This window comes from Winogradskyella sp. R77965, assembly GCF_044594915.1.
In the GTDB taxonomy this organism is placed as follows: Bacteria; Bacteroidota; Bacteroidia; order Flavobacteriales; family Flavobacteriaceae; genus Winogradskyella.
In genome coordinates this window covers 1,120,001-1,135,114 of sequence record NZ_CP138990.1, presented here as the reverse complement: position 1 = coordinate 1,135,114, position 15,114 = coordinate 1,120,001, and the positions used below count along the sequence as shown (strand labels likewise).

At 33.6% G+C, this 15,114-nt stretch carries 15 protein-coding genes and 1 rRNA gene (1 of these 16 running past the window's edge); 11 read left to right on the top strand and 5 right to left on the bottom strand.

Annotation, left to right across the window (positions count from 1 at the left end):
* Nucleotides 1-26 precede the first annotated feature (26 nt).
* The 10 genes from SJY34_RS05100 (at nt 27) to SJY34_RS05055 (ending at nt 9,811) form a co-directional block, all read left to right on the top strand.
* Complete coding sequence (locus SJY34_RS05100; protein WP_400081331.1) at nt 27-1,049, top strand: LptF/LptG family permease; 1,023 nt, start codon at nt 27-29, stop codon at nt 1,047-1,049.
* Nucleotides 1,036-1,944, top strand: coding sequence for a DMT family transporter (locus SJY34_RS05095; protein WP_400079551.1), 909 nt, complete (start codon nt 1,036-1,038; stop codon nt 1,942-1,944). Before SJY34_RS05100 ends, SJY34_RS05095 begins: the two co-directional genes overlap by 14 nt.
* A gap of 140 nt (nt 1,945-2,084) precedes the next feature.
* Nucleotides 2,085-3,038: an acetyl-CoA carboxylase carboxyltransferase subunit alpha gene (locus tag SJY34_RS05090; RefSeq protein WP_400079549.1), complete on the top strand. Its 954-nt coding sequence runs from the start codon at nt 2,085-2,087 to the stop codon at nt 3,036-3,038.
* Between the two features lie 169 nt (nt 3,039-3,207).
* Nucleotides 3,208-4,740 (top strand): replicative DNA helicase, encoded by a 1,533-nt coding sequence (gene dnaB, locus SJY34_RS05085; protein ID WP_400079546.1) that lies wholly within the window; start codon nt 3,208-3,210, stop codon nt 4,738-4,740.
* Nucleotides 4,741-4,808: 68 nt separating this feature from the next.
* Nucleotides 4,809-5,843: an AI-2E family transporter gene (locus tag SJY34_RS05080; protein WP_400079543.1), complete on the top strand. Its 1,035-nt coding sequence runs from the start codon at nt 4,809-4,811 to the stop codon at nt 5,841-5,843.
* Between the two features lie 59 nt (nt 5,844-5,902).
* Nucleotides 5,903-6,820 (top strand): aminotransferase class IV, encoded by a 918-nt coding sequence (locus tag SJY34_RS05075; protein WP_400079541.1) that lies wholly within the window; start codon nt 5,903-5,905, stop codon nt 6,818-6,820.
* A complete protein-coding gene (locus SJY34_RS05070) occupies nt 6,813-7,538 on the top strand; it encodes a sulfotransferase family protein (RefSeq protein WP_400079538.1) in 726 nt (241 codons plus the stop codon). Before SJY34_RS05075 ends, SJY34_RS05070 begins: the two co-directional genes overlap by 8 nt.
* 310 nt (nt 7,539-7,848) lie before the next feature.
* The gene (locus SJY34_RS05065; protein ID WP_400081329.1) at nt 7,849-9,033 is read left to right on the top strand and encodes an asparagine synthetase B; all 1,185 of its coding nucleotides are present in this window, start codon (nt 7,849-7,851) and stop codon (nt 9,031-9,033) included.
* Nucleotides 9,034-9,091: 58 nt separating this feature from the next.
* Nucleotides 9,092-9,370 carry an EF-hand domain-containing protein gene (locus SJY34_RS05060; RefSeq protein ID WP_400079536.1) on the top strand — a complete coding sequence of 93 codons (279 nt, stop codon included), beginning with the start codon at nt 9,092-9,094 and terminating at the stop codon, nt 9,368-9,370.
* An 18-nt stretch (nt 9,371-9,388) separates the two neighbouring features.
* Nucleotides 9,389-9,811 carry a secondary thiamine-phosphate synthase enzyme YjbQ gene (locus tag SJY34_RS05055; protein ID WP_400079533.1) on the top strand — a complete coding sequence of 141 codons (423 nt, stop codon included), beginning with the start codon at nt 9,389-9,391 and terminating at the stop codon, nt 9,809-9,811.
* Here the strand turns inward: SJY34_RS05055 and SJY34_RS05050 are convergent.
* The 5 genes from SJY34_RS05050 to thrS all read right to left on the bottom strand — a co-directional run bounded on the left by SJY34_RS05050 (nt 9,785) and on the right by thrS (nt 13,984).
* The gene (locus SJY34_RS05050; RefSeq protein WP_400079529.1) at nt 9,785-10,588 is read right to left on the bottom strand and encodes an HAD family hydrolase; all 804 of its coding nucleotides are present in this window, start codon (nt 10,586-10,588) and stop codon (nt 9,785-9,787) included. The two genes, SJY34_RS05055 and SJY34_RS05050, sit on opposite strands and share 27 nt — an antisense overlap.
* A 116-nt stretch (nt 10,589-10,704) precedes the next feature.
* On the bottom strand, nt 10,705-11,049 hold the full coding sequence (gene rplT / locus SJY34_RS05045; RefSeq protein WP_400079527.1) for a 50S ribosomal protein L20: 345 nt from the start codon (nt 11,047-11,049) through the stop codon (nt 10,705-10,707).
* Nucleotides 11,050-11,149: 100 nt separating this feature from the next.
* Nucleotides 11,150-11,347: a 50S ribosomal protein L35 gene (rpmI, locus tag SJY34_RS05040; protein WP_215925145.1), complete on the bottom strand. Its 198-nt coding sequence runs from the start codon at nt 11,345-11,347 to the stop codon at nt 11,150-11,152.
* 114 nt (nt 11,348-11,461) lie between these two features.
* Nucleotides 11,462-12,010, bottom strand: a complete 549-nt coding sequence (infC, locus tag SJY34_RS05035) for a translation initiation factor IF-3 (RefSeq protein ID WP_400081326.1) — start codon at nt 12,008-12,010, stop codon at nt 11,462-11,464.
* Nucleotides 12,011-12,043: 33 nt separating this feature from the next.
* A complete protein-coding gene (thrS, locus tag SJY34_RS05030) occupies nt 12,044-13,984 on the bottom strand; it encodes a threonine--tRNA ligase (RefSeq protein ID WP_400079524.1) in 1,941 nt (646 codons plus the stop codon).
* Nucleotides 13,985-14,645: 661 nt separating this feature from the next.
* Between thrS and SJY34_RS05025 the strand changes: the two genes are divergently transcribed.
* A 16S ribosomal RNA gene (locus SJY34_RS05025) occupies nt 14,646-15,114 on the top strand (it continues 1,057 nt past the right edge of the window).

Below are 15,114 nucleotides of genomic sequence, written 5' to 3'. Positions count from 1 at the left end.
AGCGGTATTTACTTACATTTCTAATGATGTTGCTATTGTTTATTCCCATTGGAATTACAGTAGATTTAGCAGAGAAGGTAGGAAAGATGCTAGAAAACAAGGCTCCATTTGGAGATGTAACTGCGTATTATCTCGATTTCACCGTCTATTTCGCAAACTTACTATTTCCTTTATTTTTATTTTTATCTGTAATTTGGTTTACTTCTAAGTTGGCTAATAATACAGAAATTGTAGCTTTTCTGAGTTCTGGAGTTTCATTTTCTAGATTTTTAAGGCCTTACCTTATAGGATCATCTATCGTAGCGGTTTTCGCTTTGTTTTTAGGAATGTATTTGGCACCGATTGCCAGTCAGGGTTTTAATGAGTTTCGATTTAAGTATCTTAAGAAAAATAAACAAGTTCAAAAAACACGTGATGTCTATCAGCAGATCAACGATAATGATTATATTTTTGTAAGCAACTTTAGTACCAGTACACAAGTAGGAAGAAACTTTACTTACGAGCATTTTGAGGGTAATGAGCTCAAATATAAAATTTTCGCCAGTAGTATACGATATGTTGAAGAAGATTCAAGTTATCAATTAACTAAATATCTAAAACGTAGTTTTGAAAATGGTATAGAAACTGTAGAAAAAGAGAATAAAAAAAATTTGAATCTACCATTTGAATTAGAAGATTTAACACCTGTTTCATATGCTGCGGAAACAAAACCTTATAGTGAGCTTTTAAGATTTATTGAAGCAGAAAAAAAGAGAGGTTCTCCTAATATTGGGCGCTACGAAGTGGTGAAGCAAAAAAAATGGAGTTTACCAGTTTCTATATTTATTCTAACTATAATAGCAGTTGCAGTGTCATCTGTAAAGAGGCGTGGCGGTATGGGCGTCAATTTAGCTTTTGGTATTGCTATTGCCATGATTTATGTCTTTTTTGATAAGATTTTTGGAGTCATGGCAGAGCAGTCAAATTTCCCTGCAGTTATAGCAGTATGGTTTCCTAATTTTATATTTGGTATTTTAGCAATATACCTTCTGCAAAATGCCAAACGCTAAACTAAAGCATTATTTACACTTACACCTTTTAGTTTTTATTGCTGGCTTTACAGCAATTCTTGGAGAACTTATTACTATTGGCTCGCTAGAGTTAGTTTGGTATAGAATGGCAATAGCTGGTGTTTTGATGTTTGTATATATTAAGATTATAAAACTTAATATAAAAATTACTAAAAAAGCATTTTTACAATTTTCAGTAGCAGGTATCATTATAGCTTTACATTGGATTACTTTTTTTGAAGCCATCAATCAGGCCAATGTATCTATAGCACTTGCTATGTTTTCTTCAGGAGCTTTTTTTGCCTCTTTTATCGAACCTATTTTTTTTAAACGCCGCATATTAGGCTACGAAATACTTTTTGGCATTATTGTAATATTTGGAGTCTTTTTAATAACCAGTAGCGAAATGAGTTATCTCAATGGTATTATTTTAGGGTTATTATCTGCATTATTTTCAACATTGTTTGCTGTTATTAATGGACGATTTATAGAACGTTATAACGCTACAATCATTTCATTTTACGAGTTTATAAGTGGTGTATTGTTTCTAACCGCATTTATCCTTTTGTCAGGAACTCGTTTTAATGCGGAATTCTTTAAGCTTTCAAATTCTGACTGGATTTATCTTTTCATCCTAGCATCTGTTTGTACAGCCTATGCTTTTATTGGTGCAGTTGAAGTAATGCGTTATATAAGTCCTTTTACAGTAATTTTGAGTTATAATTTAGAGCCTATTTATGGTATAGCGCTTGCTCTGATTTTATTTCCTGAGACTGAAAAAATGTCACCACAATTTTACATAGGTGCTATTCTTGTAATTGTAACTGTATTATTTGATGCCGTATTCAAAAACTATAAAAGACGAAAAGGCAAAACACATAAAATTACCGATTAAAGTTTTTATATTTTCTTCGATAAAGTCTATTTTTGTAATAGGTCAAAGAGAACCTACTTTTATGTAAATAGTTCTAAAAATTAAATTAGAATACGTAGGTTTGCATTAACTAACTAACAAAAAACCTAACTTCAAATTGTATGGAATACTTAGAGTTTGAATTACCAATAAAAGAATTAGAGGAACAGCTAGATAAATGCCAGATTATAGGAAAGGAAAGTGATGTTGATGTCACTGAAACCTGCAAGCAGATTGAAAAAAAATTAGCTGAAACTAAAAAAGATATTTATAAAAATCTTACAGCTTGGCAACGTGTACAATTATCTCGCCATCCGGATAGACCTTATACCTTAGATCATATAAAAGCACTTTGCGGAGACTCTTGGTTAGAGTTACATGGAGATAGAAATGTGAAAGACGATAAGGCTATGATTGGTGGTTTAGGTAAAATCGGAGACCAATCTTATATGTTTATTGGTCAACAAAAAGGTTTTAATACTAAAACAAGGCAGTACCGTAATTTCGGAATGTCAAATCCAGAAGGTTATCGTAAAGCATTACGTTTAATGAAATCTGCGGAAAAGTTTGGAATTCCTGTAGTAACCTTAATTGATACGCCTGGTGCTTATCCTGGTTTAGAAGCAGAAGAGCGCGGACAAGGGGAAGCTATTGCGAGAAATATTTTAGAGATGACCCGTCTTAAAGTACCAATTATTACAGTAATAATTGGAGAAGGTGCTTCTGGTGGTGCATTAGGTATTGGAGTAGGAGACCGTGTTTTAATGTTAGAAAATACTTGGTATTCTGTTATTTCTCCAGAATCATGTTCTTCAATATTATGGAGAAGCTGGGAATATAAAGAACAAGCAGCAGAAGCTCTAAAACTTACTGCTAAAGACATGAAGCGTATGAAGCTGGTTGATCAGATTGTCAAAGAACCACTTGGTGGTGCACATACAGACCGAGAAAAAGCATTTTTAGCTGTTAAAGATGCAATCGTTAAATCTTATGAAGAGCTTAAAAACTTATCACCAAAAGATTTAGTGAAACAGCGTATGGATAAATATGATGAAATGGGAGTCTATAAAGACTAAATCCACTAAACATAGGCAACTTAAAAAAACTGAAGTTTTAACTTCGGTTTTTTTTGTCACTATTAACAATATATTAGAGTTATTAACAGTTAAATTGTTAAAGACCTGTTGAGATTGCTAAACAGTCCATGTGCAGTTCGTCGATACAATTTCGCTACTTTTGTTACTTATGAAACAACCCAACCCAATACAAGGCTATAAAGTCGATAAGAGCACAATAATTAGCTTGGAAAAAGGAAAAATACCTCCTCAAGCTATTGATTTAGAAGAAGTTGTGCTTGGAGCTATGATGATAGACAAGAAGGGTGTAGATGAGGTTATTGACATTTTAAGTGCAGAAGCTTTCTATAAAGAGGCACATAAATATATCTTTGAAGCTATTTTCAAATTATTTGAAAATAGTGAACCTGTTGACTTATTAACCGTTTCTAGTCAGTTAAAGAAAGATGAAAAGTTAGACTTGGTTGGTGGTGATTTTTATCTTATTTCTTTAACACAACGTGTGTCATCTTCAGCACATATTGAGTTTCATGCGCGTATTATTCTTCAAAAGTATATTCAACGAAGTTTAATCAAAATTTCGAGCGAAATTATTGAAGAGGCTTATGACGAAACTAAAGATGTTTTTGATCTTCTAGATAATGCGGAGGCCAAGCTTTATGAAGTTACTCAGGGTAATGTTAAAAAATCCACTGAGACTGCTCAAAGTTTAGTGATACAAGCAAAGAAAAAAATTGAAGAAATTTCTAATAAAGAGGGAATGAGTGGTATTCCTTCTGGTTTTGATAAGTTAGATAAGTTGACTTCTGGTTGGCAACCATCCGATTTAGTGATTGTAGCTGCGCGTCCTGGTATGGGAAAAACGGCATTTACATTAACTATGGCTCGTAATGTTGCGGTAAATAGTAATATTCCTGTAGCGTTCTTTTCTTTAGAAATGTCTTCAGTGCAATTAATTACGCGTTTAATTTCGAGTGAAACAGGATTATCCTCAGAAAAACTAAGAACAGGAAAACTCGAAAAGCACGAATGGGAACAACTTAACGTTAAAGTAAAAACTTTAGAAAAAGCCCCATTATTTATTGATGATACACCTTCACTTTCAATTTTCGATTTAAGAGCAAAAGCACGTCGTTTAGCATCTCAATATGGCATTAAAATGATAATGATTGATTATTTGCAGTTGATGACAGCAGGTGGAAGTCAAAAAGGCGGTAATAGAGAACAAGAAATATCTACTATTTCTCGTAACCTTAAAGCTTTAGCAAAAGAGTTAAGTATTCCTGTAATTGCATTATCTCAGTTATCGCGTGCTGTTGAAACTCGTGGTGGAAGTAAACGTCCTTTGCTATCGGATTTACGTGAATCTGGAGCGATTGAACAAGATGCAGATATTGTTTCGTTCATCTATAGACCAGAATATTACAAAATAGATGAATGGGATGATGAAGAACGTTCACCTACAGAAGGGCAAGGAGAGTTTATTGTGGCTAAACATAGAAATGGTGGTTTAGATAACATTCGTTTGAAGTTTATCGGTCATTTAGGTAAGTTTGATAATTTGGATGACTTTGATACTCCATTTGGCGAATTCCATTCAAAAATGAATGCAGCAGCTAATGATGATACCTTTAAACCAGATAGTTTCCCTTCGGCTTCTGATGCTTTTGATGGGCCAGAAGATGATGGAGTTCCTTTTTAACAGCCTTTTATGAAGTCAAAAAACGTTTTTTGGCTTATATTTACGCGCCTATTTAAAGAAACTGCCTCATGCTAGATCAAAGACGTACAACAAATATCTTGTTACTTATCATAGTTGTTCCCTTAGTATTTTATCTCCTTAAAATACTATCGTTCATATTTATTCCATTGATATTCTCAATGTTTATAGCATTACTGTTTTTACCTCTAATGCGTTGGCTCGGACGAAGAAAAGTTCCTAAAGTTATTAGTATAATTATTGTATTGCTATTAGCCGCAGGAGGACTTAAATTGGGTATTGAATTAGTGCAATTATCTAGTAAAGAAATATTAGCAACTAAATCTGAGTTCTTCCCTAAAGCCGAAGAAAAAATAACACTTTTAAAAGGTTATTTATTAGAAAACTATGGTATTGAATTTGAACAAGATAAAAACGTTTTGGCGCAATTGTTTCAAAAAGAAAACTTAGGATCAACCTTAGGTTTTGTAAATTCATTCCTAACCAGTTTATTAATGACTGTTTTCTTTGTTGTGCTTTGGTTAGCGGAATCTATCAATGTGCATAAACTGTTAAATAATACAATTCTAAAACAAAAACATACTTCCATTAAAACATTTATGAAGATTGAAAAAGATCTCATAAAATTTATAAAAGTTAAAGTATTAGTAAGTGCACTAACAGGATTGTTTACAGGTTTAATGTGTGTCTTTTTTGACGTGAGCTTCCCAATATTTTGGGGCTTATTTGCCTTTGCAATTAATTTTGTTCAAATGGTAGGCTCTTTTATTTCTGTTATATGTCTCTCCATTTTTGCATTTGTTGAGTTAGATCCAACAAGTACTTTGTTCTTTTTTATATTCTCAATTTCAATGGTTCAAGTCACTTTTGGAGCTGTTTTAGAGCCTATTTTTATGGGTAAATCGTTTTCTATAAATGTAATAGCTGTATTAGTAATGCTTATGTTTTGGGGTTTTCTTTGGGGAATTCCGGGACTAGTTATGGCAATACCGATAACAGTTTTTATTAAAATTATTTTAGAACAATTTCCAAATACCAAGATTATTGCTAGCCTACTATCTGGTAATGAAACGACATTAGACTAAACCTTTTTTGTTATAACAAGATATAATTTTAAGTATCTTTCTACTTTAAAATTAAGTCTATGGTTCATGGGACACACAACGCTCTAGAAGATTCTAGAAATAATGATATTCTAATCTCTATAAATGATCAGCTTTTTCCAAGAAATGAAGCCAAAATTTCAGTTTTTGATAGTGGCTATTTAGTTGGTGACGGTGTATGGGAAGCTTTACGTTTGCATCATGGTATTTTAGTTTTTTTAGAAGATCATTTTAGTCGTTTATGGCAATCTGCTGCAACAGTAGGTATGCATTTACCGTTTACGAAAGAAGAACTTACTAAAAAGGTATGGGCTACACTGAAGGCCAACGATATGAGTGATGGAGTTCATGTGAGAATCATGGTAACACGTGGTATCAAAAAAACACCTTCCCAAGATCCAAGATTAACTATATCTGGTCCGAATGTGGTTATTATCCCAGAATATAAAACAGCTTCTAAAGAGTCTAAGGAAAAAGGAATTACCTTATTTACAAGTACGATTAGAAGAGGTTCACCAGATTATTTAGACCCAAGATTAAATTGCCATAGTAAACTTCACGAAGTACAAGCATTAATTCAAGCAATCCAGGCTGGAGCAGATGAAGCTTTAATGTTAGATATTCATGGGTTTGTTGCTACATGTAATGCAACTAATTTTTTCATCGTAAAGAATAATGAAGTATGGACATCTACAAGCAAGTATTGCATGAACGGTATTACAAGGGCTAAAGTTATTGAAGTTTGTAAAGCAAATGATATTCCATGTTTTGAAAAAGATTTTTCATTGTTTGATGTTTATGGAGCCGACGAGGCTTTTGTTACAGGAACATTTGGTGGATTAACACCAGTTACAAAAATTGATGGTCGACAAATTGGTAAGGGTAACTATGGTGATATGACAAAAAAACTAAGCAATCTTTACAAAACATTAATTGAAAACTCAGTAAGCGATGGATAATATAAAGCGTATTTGCTTATGGTCTGGGCCACGAAATATTTCTACAGCATTAATGTATTCATTTGCACAACGAAACGACACTAAAGTTTTTGATGAGCCTTTGTATGCCTATTATTTAAAGCATCATCCCGAAGCACATTCTTATCATCCTGGTTCACAGGATATTTTGATGATGATGGAGAATAATGGTGATAAAGTGATAGAAATGATGCTCAATACAAATGAAAAACCAGTATTGTTTTTTAAGCATATGACGCATCACTTGCTAGGTGTAAACCGTGACTTTATGAAAAATACGGTCAATATAATACTAACAAGAGACCCTAAAGATATGTTGCCTTCTTTTGATAAAGTGATTAAGAATCCTACTATTAATGATGTTGGTTATGCACTACACATAGAATTATTAGAATATTTTGAAAAGCACAATATTCCTTTTACGGTATTAGACTCCAAAAAGGTATTATTAAACCCAGAAGAAACACTCCAGAAGTTATGTGATTTTGCTAAAATAGAATTTGATGCTAATATGTTATCATGGCAACCGCAACAAAGAAAAGAAGACGGCATTTGGGCTAAATATTGGTATAGTAATGTACACAAGTCAAGTGGTTTTCAAGAATATAAACCAAAAGAAACACCTTTTCCAAAACATTTAAACTCATTATTAAGTGAATGCCAACCTCACTACGAAAAACTTATTTCGTATTCTATTTAGGTCTTAAAAGAATGATAAAATGAAGGAGTGTAGACTAAAATTTAGTTATATTTCGTTTTATTACCAGTATGATAATGAATTCTTGTGTCGAAAACGAAGTTGCTTTTTTGTTATATGACGCTGTGATTAATTTGCATAGCCTTAGTTAAGGAAATTTATGAACAAGAAAATAGAACAGAAAATGAACAAGTTTGAATACGATAATTCATTGTTATTATGGTATAGATCTATGAACTTGAAAAAAATTGCCTTCATTTTATTTGTATTTTCCTTAAGCATTAATGCTTATGCATCTTACATACTCATTCCTATGGATGCAGAAACGCAAGAAAATCACTTAAAGGCTTATGGAGTCACGTATTGGACACTAGAGCGAGAGCTTAAAGTAAAATGGTTACTGAATTATAGAGGAGGTTCATTTTTATTACCAGATGCAGAAATTATTCAACGTGAATGTCAAATTAGAGGGGTTACTTTTGAAGTGATATCTGATGCAAAAGCGGCTCAAATTTTAGAAGAGATTGCTAGTCCTGCTGTTAACCAAGAAGCAGTTGTTCTAGAAAAAGCCCCGAAAATTGCGGTTTATACACCTTACGGAAAACAACCTTGGGATGATGCGGTAACAATGGTATTGACCTATGCGGAGATTCCATATGAAACAATATACGATGAAGAAGTTTTAAAGGATGAGTTACTACTATATGATTGGTTACATCTTCATCATGAAGACTTTACGGGTCAATTCGGTAAATTTTATAGAACCTATCGTTCTGCGGCATGGTATATTGAAGAAAAGAAAAATGCAGAAGAATTAGCAAAGCGATTAGGTTACAGTAAAGTTTCGGATGCAAAGTTGGCTGTTGCACTCAAAATAAGAGATTATGTTGTAGGAGGTGGTTTTATGTTTGCTATGTGTTCTGCTACCGACAGTTTTGATATAGCACTTTCTGCAAAAAATGTAGATATCTGTGAGCCAATGTTTGATGGTGACGGAAGTGACCCAAGTTATCAGAGTAAAATTGACTTTAAAAACACTTTCGCTTTTAAGGATTACATTTTAGAAAGAAGCCCAAATGTTTACGAGTTTTCATCAATCGACATGACACGTAAGCGGCAAATACCATATACAACAGATTATTTTTCGCTGATGGAATATTCGGCTAAATGGGATCCAATCCCAACAATGTTGACCCAAAACCATACAGCTTTAGTTAAAGGTTTTATGGGACAAACTACGTCTTTCACTAGAGAACAGATTAAATCGAATGTGTTAGTAATGGGTGAGAACAGAACCAATGGTGAAGCTAAATATATTCATGGCATTAAAGGAAAAGGCTTCTTTACCTTTTATGGTGGTCATGACCCAGAAGATTATACGCATAGAGTAGGCGACCCTAAAACTGAGCTCGATTTGCATCCTACTTCACCTGGCTATCGTCTTATTTTAAATAATGTGCTATTTCCAGCAGCTAAAAAGAAGAAGCAAAAAACTTGATTTCACTAATATTTAGTTGTTTTTTTAGTATTTTAACTCTTAATTAATTCAATTAAAAATGGGAAGAAAAGAAGTTATACTTAATAAAATTCAAATATTAATAACGAACCATTATAGCACTCCTGAAGAGGCTTTTGCATTCTTTGATATAGATGGTGATGGAAAATTGACAAAGAAAGAGATTGTGAAATTGTTAAAGCAAGCAGAGATTAATGGGTTCATCCGAGGTATCGTGTCCTCTAAACTTATTGAAGGTTATGATAAAGATAGTGATGGTCTAGTTAATTGGGAAGAATTCAAATATGCTATTGATGAAATTTCTGAAGACTCAGAATAATAAGTAACCTTCATTACTATGCAATTCTTTCAAAAAGAAATAAGGCTAAAAGCATTTTCAAGAGGTTTTCATATAATAACGGCTGAAGTATTAAACGCTATTCCAGAGATTTCTGAAATTAGCATCGGTCAGTTACAAGTATTTATAAAGCATACTTCCGCTAGTTTAACTATAAATGAAAATGCAGATCCTACAGTAAGATTAGATTTTGAAAGTCATATCAATAAAATGGTTCCAGAGAACCAATCTTATTACAAACACACTTTTGAAGGCTCTGATGATATGCCAGCACATATAAAAGCATCGTTAATGGGAGTGTCTGTTCAAATCCCGATAACAAACGGTGAATTAAATTTGGGGATTTGGCAAGGTATTTACCTTTGTGAGCATAGAAATAATGAATCGGGAAGACGATTAGTGCTTACTGCTTTCGGCAACTAAAGCTTCTAAAATAAGTTCCACTCCAAAGTTATTGTTAGATTTAGTGTTATAGTTGGCTACAGCTTTTACATTAGGATGTGCATTTGCCATAGCAAAACTGTACTTAGCACATTTTAGTAGTTCTAAATCATTATTATAATCACCAAAAGCCATGGTTTCTGAAGGTTTTATATTATTCATTTTCTGCAAAAATGTAATAGCGTGTCCTTTATGTGTGTCCGTTTCAGAAATATCTACCCAATTGTTCCCTGAAACAACAACATTAAATTCAGATTTTAAATGTTTCACAAAAGGAAAAATATGAGCTTCTGAATCTGTAGTGTGATATAATGCAATTTTAATAACGTCATCGGTAATCTCTTCAAAAGCATCAATAATGGTATAATCAGAATAGTATTCGGAAAATGTATCTACTAAATTGTCCGAAGCTCTAAGGATATAAGCTTGATTTTTTGTGCAGAAAATAGGGTAGGTGTCGTCAATATTAGAAACCAAGTTATATATTTTTAATAGTTTATTAGCGTTAATAATATTGGATAGTAATACATCATCATTTTGAATAAGTAAACCACCATTTTCGGCAACTATTATGATGTCGTTTTTTATAAGCCGAAGTTTTTGAGCAATACTGTAGTAAGGTCTTCCACTAGCTGCCACAAACAGAATATCCTGTTGTTTTAATTTTTTAAAGACATCGAAAAAACGCTGACTAACCTCATGATTGCTGTTGAGTAATGTACCGTCCATATCTGTAACCACTAGTTTGATGTCTTTCATTTGAATAGTTTTTAAAGCAACCTGAAAATAAATAATTGTAATAATAAAAAATCCGATTCAATTTAATGAACCGGATTTTTTTAAGCGAAATGTTGTTATTAATTTGGCTAAAAGCCTTATTTAACTTTGTTTACTATAGCTTCAAAAGCTTCTGGGTGATTCATCGCTAAATCTGCAAGAACCTTTCGATTCAATTCGATGTTATTAGCTTTTAATCCTCCCATAAATTTTGAATAGCTCATTCCATGTTGTCTTGCACCTGCATTAATACGCATAATCCATAACGAACGGAATGTTCTCTTTTTGTTTCTGCGGTCTCTGTACGAATATTGCATCGCTTTGTCAACCGCATTCTTTGCTACTGTCCAGACGTTTTTACGTCTTCCGAAGTAACCTTTTGCTTGCTTAAGAACCTTTTTTCTTCTGGCTCTCTTAGCAACTGAATTTACTGATCTTGGCATTTCTTAATTGTTTTTTGTAGTAGGCGACCTAAAAGGTACTTGCTAAATAATTTTGCCTAACTCCAGGGTTTATAAATTGTTTTAACCGATTAAAACAGTATTACTTTAAACGTAACATTGTTTTAATGTTATCCTCATCCGCTTTGTGTACCAAACCATCATGAGTTAACTTAAGCTTACGCTTTTTAGATTTCTTAGTCAATATATGACTCTTAAAAGCGTGCTTTCTTTTAATCTTACCAGTGCCAGTTAGTTTGAAACGTTTCTTAGCACTCGATTTTGTTTTCATTTTAGGCATTTTCTCCTATTTTTAATTTACGTTTCGCTTATTATCTTTATCCTGAACTTGGTTCAGTAACTTTTCAATTTATTTCAGCGTCAACTATATCTTGTTAGCTGAGCGTAGCCGAAGCTATTTTTTCTTAGGTGCAATAAACATAATCATACGCTTTCCTTCAAGTTTAGGCATTTGTTCTACCTTACCATATTCTTCAAGATCTTGGGCTAATCTTAATAGTAATATTTGTCCTTGCTCTTTAAACACAATTGAACGTCCTTTAAAGAATACAAAAGCTTTTAGTTTTGCTCCATCTTTTAAAAACTTTTCAGCATGTTTCTTTTTAAATTCGTAATCATGGTCATCTGTATTAGGACCGAAACGAATTTCTTTAACAACTACTTTAGTTGCTTTAGATTTCAATGCTTTTTCGCGTTTCTTTTGTTCATAAAGAAACTTTTTATAGTCCATTACTTTACAAACAGGAGGTTTCGCGTTTGGCGATATTTCTACAAGATCTAGACCTTGTTCGTCAGCAATAGATAATGCTTTTTTTATTGGGTAAACACCCACTTCTACATTGTCTCCTACGACTCTGACTTCTTCTGATCTTATTTTAGAATTTATACGGTGCTTGTCCTCTTGGGCTTCACGTCTATTATAATTCCTTCTGTTTCTACGTATTGCTATGGCTTATGTATTTAAATTAAACGTTATTTATTTAAAAGTTTTTAAACTTTTATTTACTCTATCTTTTACAATATTTACAAAATCCTCTACAGCAATTGTGCCAAGGTCTTCACCACCATGTTGGCGCACAGTTATTGTATTGTCTTTTTCTTCCTGCTCGCCTACGATAATCATAAACGGAAACTTTTGCATTTCAGCTTCACGAATTTTCTTACCTACAGTTTCATTTCTGTTGTCTGCAAGGGCGCGAATTTCGTCATTTTCTAGCAAATTTAAAACTTTTTCCGCGTATTTTTCATATTTCTCACTTATTGATATAATAATTGCTTGTTCTGGCATCAACCAAAGCGGAAATTTTCCACCAGTATGCTCTAACAAAATAGCAACAAAACGTTCCATACTTCCAAATGGTGCACGATGAATCATCACAGGTCTGTGCATCTCGTTATCACTGCCTTTGTAAGTCAAATCAAAACGCTCAGGTAAATTATAATCAACCTGAATTGTACCCAATTGCCATTGACGTCCAAGGGCATCTTTCACCATAAAGTCTAACTTAGGACCATAGAAAGCGGCTTCACCAGTTTCTACAACATAATTTAAATCTTTGTCAATTGCAGCGTTTAAAATTGCCTGTTCTGCTTTTTCCCAGTTTTGATCACTGCCAATATATTTTTCTGGATTTTCAGGGTCTCTTAATGAGACTTGAGCTGTAAAGTTTTCAAAACCTAAAGAACCAAATACATATAAAACTAAATCAATGACCTCTTTGAATTCAGCATCTAGTTGGTCTGGTGTGCAGAATATATGAGCATCATCTTGGGTAAAACCTCTAACTCGAGTCAAACCGTGTAATTCTCCACTTTGCTCGTAACGATACACGGTTCCAAATTCAGCAAATCGCTTTGGCAATTCTTTATATGAATAAGGTTTGTTATTATAGATTTCGCAATGATGTGGACAGTTCATTGGCTTCAGAAGAAATTCTTCATCCTCCTTAGGAGTTTTAATAGGTTGAAAACTATCCTCACCATACTTAGCATAATGTCCAGAAGTAACATAGAGCTCTTTTTGACCAATATGCGGACTAACAACCATTTCGTAGCCTGCTTTTTTCTGTGCAGCTTTCAAGAAATTCTCTAGGCGTTCGCGCAATGCAGCTCCTTTGGGTAACCAAAGCGGTAAACCTTGTCCAACTTTTTGAGAAAAAGTAAAAAGCTCAAGTTCTTTACCAAGTTTTCTATGATCACGCTTTTTTGCTTCTTCCAAAAGATGAAGATACTCTGTAAGTTCTTTTTGTTTTGGGAAAGAGACACCATAAACTCTGGTGAGTTGCTTTTCGTTTTCATCACCTTTATAATAAGCTCCAGCAACACTCAATATTTTAACAGCCTTGATAATTCCAGTATTTGGTATATGACCACCACGGCATAAATCACTAAAAGTTGAATGGTCGCAAAAGCTAATCGTGCCATCCTCAAGCCCTTCTATTAAATCTACTTTATATTCGTTTTTACCTTTATAATAAGATAGTGCTTCTGCTTTAGACACATTACGCATACTAAAGTTGTGTTTGCCACGAGCGATTTCTATCATTTTAGTTTCAATAGCTTTAAAATCTTTCTCAGAAATAGTACCATCACCTAAATCTACATCATAATAGAAACCGTTATCAATAGCCGGCCCTACCCATAACTTAGTATCAGGATATAATTCTTCTAAAGCTTGAGCTAAAACGTGTGCAGAAGAATGCCAAAAAGCTTTCTTGCCATCATCATCTCTAAATGTATATAAAGTAAGATTACCATCGGTGCTTAATGGAGTGGTGATTTCAACAACTGTATCATTGAATTTTGCTGAAATAACATTACGAGCAAATCCCTCACTAATATCTACAGCCACTTCATATGGAGTTACACCTTCGTCAAAAGATCTAACTGAACCATCTGGTAAAGTAATTTTAATCATTATATATGGTATAAATTTTAGCTCACAAAGATATACCTATATATATAATAGACAAAGTGAAGTTTCTAATAAATATTTATGGTATTCCGCTTTTGCTTTTAAGGAGCAAAAACGGCGGGCTATCCGCTATATCTTTTGTTTTATACAAAAGGATGCCGCTACTATCCCTAATACTCCCGATGAATAGACTTATAATAAATATATATGATAAGTGGAGTATGGTTAGTTAGTAATTAGTTTATAATAATTTTTATTGTAATCAGCTATAAACAAGACCATTAAAAGGGATGTGAAAAACAAATAAAAATAAAATACAGAAAGGTGTTGTAGGATTAAAAAGGTGTTTTATATTTGCAGCCCGAAACAAAAACGGAAGTATGGGTTTCGGATGTTCATTTCCACATTTTTTATCAGGGGAAAATATTTTAAAAAATAATTTTGATTAGATGTTGTGGGAATAAAAAAAGGGTTTTATATTTGCACCCGCTAAACTCGGAAACGATGTTTGGATAAGGAAAAAAAGTTCATTAACATATTGAATTGACAGCGTAAGAATTAATTGGAAACGATTGATTCAAAACAAGAGAATAAATCATTTAGAGTACAGATTTTAAAAATTCCTATTAGTTGTTAAAGAGATAGTCGTAAGACTTAAAATTTAACGATGAAGAGTTTGATCCTGGCTCAGGATGAACGCTAGCGGCAGGCCTAACACATGCAAGTCGAACGGTAACATAGAGAAGCTTGCTTTTCTGATGACGAGTGGCGCACGGGTGCGTAACGCGTATACAATCTACCTTTTACAGGGGGATAGCCTTTAGAAATGAAGAATAATACCCCATAGTAAGTAATTTTCGCATGGAAGATACTTTAAAGATTCGTCGGTAAAAGATGAGTATGCGTTCTATTAGCTAGATGGTAAGGTAACGGCTTACCATGGCAACGATAGATAGGGGCCCTGAGAGGGGGATCCCCCACACTGGTACTGAGACACGGACCAGACTCCTACGGGAGGCAGCAGTGAGGAATATTGGACAATGGGCGAGAGCCTGATCCAGCCATGCCGCGTGCAGGAAGACTGCCCTATGGGTTGTAAACTGCTTTTATACAGGAAGAAACCCACCTACGTG